Origin of the sequence: Bacillus sp. FSL H8-0545 (assembly GCF_038006105.1) — a bacterium.
Taxonomy (GTDB): Bacteria; Bacillota; Bacilli; order Bacillales; family Bacillaceae_G; genus Bacillus_A; species Bacillus_A cereus_U.
In genome coordinates this window covers 1-9,325 of record NZ_JBBOUO010000007.1, presented here as the reverse complement: position 1 = coordinate 9,325, position 9,325 = coordinate 1, and the positions used below count along the sequence as shown (strand labels likewise).

Genomic DNA, 9,325 nt, shown 5'->3' with positions numbered 1-9,325 from the left:
CCCAACATAAAATGCCACCACTTTCCCTAGATTAATTGATACCATAAGTCTAGCAAAGCGACGAAATGGAGTCAATTAGAGTAACCCTATACTTATTTTGACGCTAACGCATCAAAATCAATAGGGGTCTGCGACGCTTTTCGGCTCCGCCGAGCCATGCATAGCATGGCAAAAAGACCTCGGACTTTGTCCGAACCTACAAGGGGAACTCTTCCCCTTGACCCCATCAATCCAACTCCCCACCCCCTCAATCCTTGAGGGGCTCCCTCGCCGGTTGGCAGGCCAAAACGGTAAACGTTTTGACAATCCAAGAGGGTCGCATAGTGAGTGTGTCAACTCCTTATCCTCCCGTACCCTTTCGGGTTCGGTCCGGTACCGTTGACACACGCCATGCAACTACCTCTTATCTATTTCAGTACTAGCCCCTTTTAATACTCAAATAGATAACACAAAAAGGACATATCCCTTTCAGAATTGCCCTTTACCTTAAGAATGTTTCTTTTATCATAGTTAATTTATTTTCTTGTATAACTTAATCCTCTCTAACTAAATAGCTTTTATTCTTATCTTCCCAGTATCTATACTCATAGAGTACTTGTTCATCAAATCGCTGTAAATAACCTCTCCAGTTATTCGGAATATATTCTTCAAAAGATATTGATTCTGGATAATTAGAATAAAAAATTAAACGTTCAAAATCTATCAAGAAACATGGATTATAATCATAATAGGCTTCTTCTCTATTAGTTCTTAATTCCCTTAAAAATTCTAACCTAATATCTTCTGTAAATCTTTCATATTTTTCTATTCTTTCTAAAAAATGAGCTATTGTAGTCTCATTTAAAATACTAATGCCTTTTCTTTCTTCTGGATATTCACTAGGAAAGTACCCAGCTTGATTATAATCTAAATACCATAAATCCGGTTCAGTTATATACCAATTGAACTTATTTTTATATTTTACACCTACTATAATATTTTCTACATATAAAGGCTTAATCATTTAATTAGTTCTCCTCTCTTACTTAATAAGTTTAGCATTTTGACCATATTCTACCAACCACTGACTAATAGGATCAGGTAATTCTTATGCAACACCTTCAAATCCATATTTATCAAAAACACCCGAAAGTAAACTTTTCAATATTAGTTTACATTCGAACCTTTGGTTTTATTAACTTCATTACAACTTACTCATTTTTCCCAAAACCACTGGCAAAAGTATACATTCAAAACACGATAAAACAAGGAATAAATAACCAACTAATAAATATATTTTTTCTGAAAACTTATGCTATAATTAATCTGTACAAAGGTTGGTATCCTTTTACTTCTAATATTGTATTGATTTATATGTAGTACCCTACTACTTAAATATGGATCTACAAACAAAAAGAACTAGTATGATACTAGTTCTTTTTGTTTATTTAAAATAAATAAAATTTTAAAAACACATGAATATTCATGTTACCATATATTATGACACTCAATTTTGTTTACACCATACAACAAAATTAAACTAATCCCTTATCTATTATAGATAAGGGATTAGTTTGTATAAATAATTTTTATTTAACAATTTTAATCCTGTCCAAAAATTAAAAACCATATTAAAAGTTTACATAACCCCACTTATTGGTAGCAAAACAGAAAAGGAACTGACTCATAATCTTATGAGTCAGTTCCTTTTCCACTCTTTTTTATAATATATGTAGAATTTCATAATAATAAAAAACAATATTTCTAACCTGTCCATAGTATCGGCCCCACCTACGCCAGATACCCTGATAGCCACTCGTGCCATCCAACCCATTATTATTATAAAAGAAAACGCTTACAATGTAAAGAATTTCCTAATTTTTTATGTTTTAAAAAACACAATTACTCTTATCTAAAAGATAAGAGTAATTGTGTTTACATAAATTCCGTTATAGGAAGCTAATTTTTAATATTACAGCAATCTCCTCTCTTGTTCAGAGATAAGTGTAATCCACACCCATTAATCATTTTCACCTGAATACACTTTTAAATCTTCCATTGCTATGGCTATAGCATGTTTTTCTGTATCAATTAACGATATTCCCTTTTTAATAGGAGCCCAATATTTATATCCGTAATCCTCAAACCACGCAAAAACTTCTGTAGTGAAAAAGCGATTATTTCGTTTGATAACTTGAACCTTGTATCTTTTGTTTGGGGAAACAATCTCTTTAATGATTTCTTTCATTGTCTTTCTCCTTCTACCTTTTATCCAGATTGTACCACATCAAGAATATAGATAATGAAAGGTATTTTGATTGCATAAAGTATTCATTTCATGTTTACATAACGTCCTATTATCGGTAGCAAAGAAAAAGGGGAATCCTTACTCTCAGAAAGAATCCCCTTTTTCTTTGCTATAACGCTATTCATCTTTTTATACATCCCTATCCTGGTATGGGTTTTAGGGTTCTCGTTTGTTACTGGATTAGCCGAAAAACTGTATAAAATCTTGCATGCTCTTAGCGTGGGTTTTTTCCAAAATGCTGGTGGTACCCCATTATTAAGAAGATAAATCACCATAAAATGCTCCGCAACAGATCATTGCATGCCTTTTTTATAACGCTACGATGCGTTTCTTACTATTTAACATTAGAATAATTAAAGTAATTAAAGGAGGTACATATATGGACATTGGAAAAAAAATAAAACATTTAAGATTAATAAATAAAATGACACAAGAAGATGTAGCCAGCCAATTATTTATTTCAAGACAAGTTATATCTAAATGGGAACTAGGAAAAAGTCTTCCCGATCTAACCAATTTATTAGCCTTAAGCAATCTATTTAATGTTTCAATTGATTCTTTATTAAAGGAGGATTCAAATTTGCAAAATCAGATAATAAAACAAAGCAATTACAAAAGATATTTATTAATAGCTTCTCTCTACATATATTCTTTAATTACTATTATTGTTATATTTTATTGTCTCATTGCCTTTTTACTTATACCAAAGGATATAAAAACAACAGATCTAAAGGTTATTAATTCCCACTTTTATCAAAAAAGCGATAAAAGAGAAATTCTATATATTTATAGTAAATTAACACCTTTCTTCTCCAATTATTCGGGAGATTATAGCATTGAAATAAATGATCATGAAATAAACATTCATGCTAATCGAAATTCAATTCCTTTTAGAAATAAAGACGTTTTATTTTCAATCGACAAAGATATAGCTCACGGGATAGATTGGCAAGAAAAAGATGTTTACATTGTAGACGAAAACAATAACAAAATACTTATATATAACCATAAAAATAAACAACTATATTATCAAACAAAAAATTAAAGTAGGTGATCAAAATTAAAAACATCTATAAATATACTTTTATAATAACTACATTTATCCTTAACATAATCAGTACTCTACTTATTGCAAATACCGGATTTACACCAAACGTTATAGTATTTTCTATTAGCTTTTTATTTTTCACCATTTTATTTCAATCAATCACAATTCTATTCATTATCTATATGATTAAAAATGATGCATCTAAAAAAATAAAAATAATTTTATACGTTTTTTTAACACTAAATATATTTATCTTTTTATCTTTACTATACATGGCCTATATCGTAATAACTCAAACTCTATAAAAAAATAACATACTAATAGCAAGGGAATGCTTGTAGACTGATCTATACTGCATTCCCTTATTGTATGTATGCTATATTTCTATTCTTCTTTTTCCGACATTAGAACCCTACAAAAATATCAATCATATTTATTTTTTAAACAAACCGAAAAAACCTTTCCGTTTTTGTTTCTGATTTTGCTTCTGCATATCTCTAATGTTTTCAAGCAATAACTGATCTCGCTTCTCTAACTTCTTCTCTATAAAAACTTCTAATTCACTGTTTTTACCTTCTACTTCAGTTAACTTTTTCTCCGTATTCGCTAAATGTTCTTTTGTCGTAACCAATTCATTCGTAATTTCTTGTAATTTTTGAACAAGTGCTTGATTGAATTGATTTTGTAACTGCTGATTTTCTAATACTTCATTCAATTTCTTTTCTAATTCTGATTTTTCTTCTTTTGAAACAAACGAATCAAGTTCTCCGTTTCGCCATGCTCGAACTTGATCGTAAGACCATTTTTGCATCTGTATTTTTTCTTTTATTGCTTTTAATTCTTCTATATTTTCCTTCGAGTATCTACGATGCCCTCCCTGGCTTCGCTCCGTTTGTATGTTAAATTCGTTTGACCATACTTTTAGCAAATCGGGTGTGATCCCTAAAAGATCCGCAACAATTTTCGGTGTATGCATTTCCGATTTTAGTTCCAATTTTCATTCCTCCCCCAAAAACGGAATACGTTTTTCACTTAAAAAACACGATTAAATCAACATTCCAATCAAAATCGGAATGTACTTACAACCGATATGAAAACCGATTTTAAAAACGATTTAATTTCGAAATACATTCCGATTTTAACACCGATATGTATTACTTCTCGATAATAACATCAAAATCTTTTTTATTTATACAAGATTTTATGCAAAAAAAAGAATAGCAAGGATCCTTCGGATCCCCGCTATATCAGCCATGTATAAAATCATGCATATCAATTTTACTAGAAAAGAAAAAAGAACCCCATCAAAACAAGGGTTCTATCAAAATATTTACTACCGATAATAGGACGTTATGTTGACTGAATATGTATAGAATATGCATGTGTATTTTAAATTTAGTTTTTAAGTTGTAGTTTTGGAGTTACTTAATGTTTACTTTTAAAGTTGTCCTTCTACATAAAAATTTGTCATAATTAAATCTTTAGAGTTAGGTAATTTAAACTCACCAACTTTTTCATAAGAATCTAGTTTAAATTTATAAATAACCTCATTTTCATTATCATTAAAACTAGCGACATACAAATATTTATCAGTATTTTTGATTGTCATGAGAACATGAGGGAAATCTAGTTTTTTCTTATTGATAACTTTAAACCCCTTATCTATTTTATAAACATAATAACCTTCATTTGGGTCTCCGCTAATTAAGCTTATAGCATCTTTTTTTACTTCTATGACATTTACATAATTTTCAGTGAAGGGATATTTATGTATACTCTTTTCATAAGATACTTTGTTAAAACTAATAATTTTATCGTCCAAAAATATTAGTACTTCATTATTATTTAGTCTAATATCTTTAATAGTATTTTTTTTACCTATATCTTCACCACTAATCTCTATACTGGTAGATAGAGTACCTAGTGACCTATCTATAACATGTAATTTTGCACCTGGTCTGCTTCCGTAAATTTCTATGGTATAAAAATATTTATCGTCTGAAGCTACCTCTTTTAAAAATGAACCTAATTTCAATTCATATTGTTTATTATACTTATGATCATTAACAATTAATAAATTTTCATTTAATGAGACATTACGTGATAAGACTAAATAATCTTTTTCATTTTTCAAAAATGTCGTAGATTCTTGTTGGGGTAATTGTAAATCGATTACTTTTTTCTCTTGAGTAAAAAAATAATCTTCTTTACTATATCCAGAGGGCAAATAAAATCCATTTTTCTCTTTATCATAAACAATATCATAAATACCATAGCTATTAATTTTATGAGTTTTACTTATTTTTCCATTATCAACTTCAATAATCTCACTATATGGAATAATGTAGCTAGAAGAATATACAAGTTTCATCTCTTCTTTTAAAATATTAGTAATCTTACTTGTTGTTTTTTTGTTAGAAAGAAATTTATGATTATAAAGAACATAGCAAGTAACAAATGTAATAATTAACATAAAAAATATTAAATAACCTTTATATTTAGACATAAAGTACACCCAATCAGATTAATTTTTTAAAAATGAGAAAGGACTACTTAATTAGAAATTAAGCAATCCTTTTGTAAGAATGTAAGCGATTTCCTTTTAATTCGAAGTACTATAATAAGCAGTAGTTTTATTAGACATATGTATTTCTACTGGTAAAACAAACTGATTTAGCAATGCTTTATCTGTCACACGAGTACCACCAATATTAGAATCTAAATCAAATCCTTGTTTTTGCCATGCTTGCCAAACTAACTTAGAACAATAATAATCACTTTCAGACCATTTAGTTGTCCATATTGTGTATGGTGATCCTTGTTTACTAAGTGCAAAATCCACAGCATTTGTAGTTTGACCACCTTTAGCACCATTTACAATTAAAGCTGCTTCAGTTTTATAGTTTCTCCATTTATTTGGTCTTCTCTTAACACCATATGTAGGAGTAGCATCAATCATATAACTTCTATCCCAATCTACAATAGCTGTATGACCATGATGAAATCCCCAAGTATTTGAATCATAAGTAATTAAAATGTCTCCAGCTGACCCTAAAGCATCTCCATAATAAGGACTCATATTGGCAATAGAAGATTGTTGTTTTAGTCCTTTATTATTAATTTTATTTGATTTAGTAAGATTTGAAAGGTATTCATGTTTTTCTGGATTTTCTTCTTTTAATCTCTCTACTTCTTGGTTTAAATTTGGAGAGTTTTTAATTGAAAAACCATCTTTTTTCATTTGTGATAAAACTTCTTTTTCTTGTTTAAAGGCTGTTTCCTCTGAGGCTTTCCAAGCTTTTTCTAACAATTCCTTATCTTGATTACTTAAATTATTTGCTCCTTCTGAAGAAGCTTCAGCACTTGTGAAACCAGAAAATAAAATTCCGACTGCTACTAAACTACTTAAAACCTTCCTGTTATTTAACAAAAAATCCCAACCCTTCCTTTTTATTGCCCCGTTGACAATTTTACTATGTTTTACCAAATTATTCACTATTTTTTTGAAAATATTTCCTAATCAGAAAATAAAGACTATAAAAGAAATAAATAATTACATACAAATACCCTATCATTGTATATATAGCCCATATATCAAATTGTTTTAAAGAATACATAAAATGATCATATTCGTTACCTTTTCGATTAATTGAATTAAGCAAAGAAACAAATGGAATTGAAACAATAAAGATTAAATTCAAGATATTTAATTTCATTTTGAGTTTATCTTTTTTAAATTGATAACAATTAAAAATACCAATGATTAAAAAGATAAATAAAACACTATAATATATTCTCCAAAAAAATACAGGTATAGCCTCTACATTAGTTCCATCAATCATAAAATTACTCCTCCTAATATAATTTATTTATTCGTATCAATGACATGAGGGATTGGAATATTTGTTGAAGTTTGTCTATTTTTGTATTTTAACACAATTTTTGACTTATTTTTTGGGTATGAGCGCAGAATGAATAATTCTATTGACCGTATTTTAGAGAAGATCAAGAAAATTAAAGAAACACTAAACGGGGAGCTAGTTGTTTTTTTGTTTTGATCTGATCTTTTCCCCTTGCTTTTTGTTTAGAGTGCTGGCTCGTCGTGTGGGGGGCGAGACCCCACGGTTTGAAACGTAGGCATTACAACGGATAAAAGCAAGTCTAGGACGAATGATCTAGCGGTTCGGCTCGTATACTTGCTAGTCCAAGTCGAGAACCATTGTATTGCTTTTTGTCCTTCGGCTTGGCCAGAAAAGCAAACGAGCCGAAAAAAGTTTTGCAGGGAGGGAGCAAAGCGGACAAGGTGGAGATTTTTGAGCGTTCTTTGCTCAAAAATACTACCTGTTCCTTGCGGAACTTTTAGCCCTTATATAGAGAGTGAGAGTATAAGACTTATTAAAAGTTAAAAAAAGGTTAATATATCAATGGTTTCAGAGATTTAGTACCGTATCAAATTTAATACGGTACCGTATTAAATTTGATACGGTACTAAATAAAAAAAGAGCCATTAAAGGCTCTTTTTTAAAATAATTTTTGAGGTAATTTTTTAAGTATTGAATTATTCTTCATTTGTTTTTTAAACATCAAAATCAAATGTTCGTCTATATCGTCTTTATCACCCACATAAATAATATTTGGGTTAATAAATAGTACATAATCCTTGGCTTGATTAAAATTGTTAACATCGCCTGACCCTGAAATAGCTTTAGCCAGAATACCTTTTTTGATTAAAGCATTCACTACTCTACTAACCTTTGTTCTAGATGTATTTAAACAATCAGCTAAACCTTGAATTGTTAAAGCATTTGCAGGCTTTTTCATTATGTCATCTACAATAGCATTTGAATGCATACTAATATTTGATTGAACATCAGTTAAAAAAATTTTTTCTTCACTCGTAAAATACTTCTCATTTCTTAAAAACTCCCAGTTCTTCTGCAAGAATTGAGCAAACCTTACTTTCGATTGTGGAGATTTCTTCGTACCTATGTAAACTTCTTTACCTCCAGTAGCTTTACTCAATACCTTTAAAGCTTCATCTACTGTTTTTTGATCCACTCCATCATGTTCTTCTTCAAAATGTTTCCGTTCAATTTCTAAATCACGTTTTCTTGCTTTTTGTTCAGCTTGTCCAAAGTTAATAATCTTTTTTGTCATACGTTGTTGCTCCTTTCATAGTACGAGCACCAACGCAAATACCTTAAATTTCTATTGGACTATCAATCAAATTATGATAATCTATTTAGGAAAACAAGTTTATGGTATTTACGCTGAAATACCCTTTGAAACGAGCCATGTTGGAGCATGGCTCGTTTTTTAATTTTATCACACATATTCTCTCAAAAGGTTGTCAAACAAAGTTTCCCTAAAAAATTTACTAGCTTTGTCAAAGAACCTTCTAACGCTCCATGTCATATCTTCTCTGTCTAGTCATTTCTCTCTTATGTTCACACTCAAAATGCTCAATTAACTTTCTTCCCGTTCCCTCTACACCTTGTTGTTGCAAGACTCTATCCATTCCGACACGCTTCGTTAATTCTCGACTACTTTCGAAATTCGGTACATAGTTAATATGTAAATGCGGATTGGCTTCATCATCATGTAAAACCATGTTATAGACTGCTAGATTTGGATTCCGCCCTTAAAACGCCTCAGCATAGCACTTCAGTGCTTCCTTTTTGGCCTCCCTATACTTTGGGTCGTCTTTGCCTTCCCCAATCGCTACAACGAGTTCTCGTTGCTCATGCGTCTTATCGTCTTTATGTATTTTGTCATAGTAATCCTCAATCTTACGGTCATTCCGTTTTTGTTTCTCATTATACTTGTCCACCGCTTCTTGAAAGATATCCTTGTATACACTTCGGATGTCCTTTTGAACAAAGTAAATATCCTCCTCTGACCTGGCTGGATCGATGCCAGGATTTCCATGAATATTTTCTCTGTTATTGTGGCTCAATGAACTTTGGTGAGATTGATTAAATGAGATAGAA

At 30.3% G+C, this 9,325-nt stretch carries 8 protein-coding genes and 1 pseudogene; 1 reads left to right on the top strand and 8 read right to left on the bottom strand.

Annotated elements, in window-relative coordinates; genetic code table 11:
* Positions 1-532: 532 nt before the first annotated feature.
* Both MHI07_RS29265 and MHI07_RS29260 read right to left on the bottom strand, forming a co-directional pair.
* Positions 533-1,003, bottom strand: a complete 471-nt coding sequence (locus MHI07_RS29265) for a hypothetical protein (RefSeq protein WP_098148505.1) — start codon at positions 1,001-1,003, stop codon at positions 533-535.
* A gap of 996 nt (positions 1,004-1,999) precedes the next feature.
* On the bottom strand, positions 2,000-2,227 hold the full coding sequence (locus MHI07_RS29260; RefSeq protein WP_215582645.1) for a hypothetical protein: 228 nt from the start codon (positions 2,225-2,227) through the stop codon (positions 2,000-2,002).
* A 439-nt stretch (positions 2,228-2,666) separates the two neighbouring features.
* Here MHI07_RS29260 and MHI07_RS29255 point away from each other — a divergent pair, with 439 nt between their 5' ends.
* On the top strand, positions 2,667-3,332 hold the full coding sequence (locus MHI07_RS29255; protein WP_340827324.1) for a helix-turn-helix domain-containing protein: 666 nt from the start codon (positions 2,667-2,669) through the stop codon (positions 3,330-3,332).
* Between the two features lie 436 nt (positions 3,333-3,768).
* Here MHI07_RS29255 and MHI07_RS29250 read toward each other — a convergent pair whose 3' ends face one another.
* The 6 genes and pseudogenes from MHI07_RS29250 to MHI07_RS29225 form a co-directional block, all read right to left on the bottom strand.
* Complete coding sequence (locus tag MHI07_RS29250; RefSeq protein ID WP_098721488.1) at positions 3,769-4,329, bottom strand: MerR family transcriptional regulator; 561 nt, start codon at positions 4,327-4,329, stop codon at positions 3,769-3,771.
* 444 nt (positions 4,330-4,773) lie between these two features.
* Positions 4,774-5,841, bottom strand: coding sequence for a hypothetical protein (locus tag MHI07_RS29245; RefSeq protein WP_340827323.1), 1,068 nt, complete (start codon positions 5,839-5,841; stop codon positions 4,774-4,776).
* A gap of 96 nt (positions 5,842-5,937) precedes the next feature.
* Positions 5,938-6,831 carry a YiiX/YebB-like N1pC/P60 family cysteine hydrolase gene (locus MHI07_RS29240; RefSeq protein WP_340827322.1) on the bottom strand — a complete coding sequence of 298 codons (894 nt, stop codon included), beginning with the start codon at positions 6,829-6,831 and terminating at the stop codon, positions 5,938-5,940.
* Positions 6,824-7,177, bottom strand: coding sequence for a hypothetical protein (locus MHI07_RS29235; protein ID WP_340827321.1), 354 nt, complete (start codon positions 7,175-7,177; stop codon positions 6,824-6,826). Before MHI07_RS29235 ends, MHI07_RS29240 begins: the two co-directional genes overlap by 8 nt.
* Before the next feature lie 679 nt (positions 7,178-7,856).
* Positions 7,857-8,492, bottom strand: coding sequence for a MarR family transcriptional regulator (locus MHI07_RS29230; protein ID WP_340827320.1), 636 nt, complete (start codon positions 8,490-8,492; stop codon positions 7,857-7,859).
* Positions 8,493-8,792: 300 nt separating this feature from the next.
* Positions 8,793-9,325: pseudogene (locus tag MHI07_RS29225) on the bottom strand (plasmid recombination protein); the annotation flags it as partial.

Bases quoted from the DNA above. Each gene is read 5' to 3' on its own strand.
- MHI07_RS29230 (WP_340827320.1), bottom strand. From the start codon at position 8,492: ATGACAAAAAAGATTATTAACTTTGGACAAGCTGAACAAAAAGCAAGA.
- MHI07_RS29245 (WP_340827323.1), bottom strand. From the start codon at position 5,841: ATGTCTAAATATAAAGGTTATTTAATATTTTTTATGTTAATTATTACA.
- MHI07_RS29235 (WP_340827321.1), bottom strand. From the start codon at position 7,177: ATGATTGATGGAACTAATGTAGAGGCTATACCTGTATTTTTTTGGAGA.
- MHI07_RS29265 (WP_098148505.1), bottom strand. From the start codon at position 1,003: ATGATTAAGCCTTTATATGTAGAAAATATTATAGTAGGTGTAAAATAT.
- MHI07_RS29255 (WP_340827324.1), top strand. From the start codon at position 2,667: ATGGACATTGGAAAAAAAATAAAACATTTAAGATTAATAAATAAAATG.
- MHI07_RS29260 (WP_215582645.1), bottom strand. From the start codon at position 2,227: ATGAAAGAAATCATTAAAGAGATTGTTTCCCCAAACAAAAGATACAAG.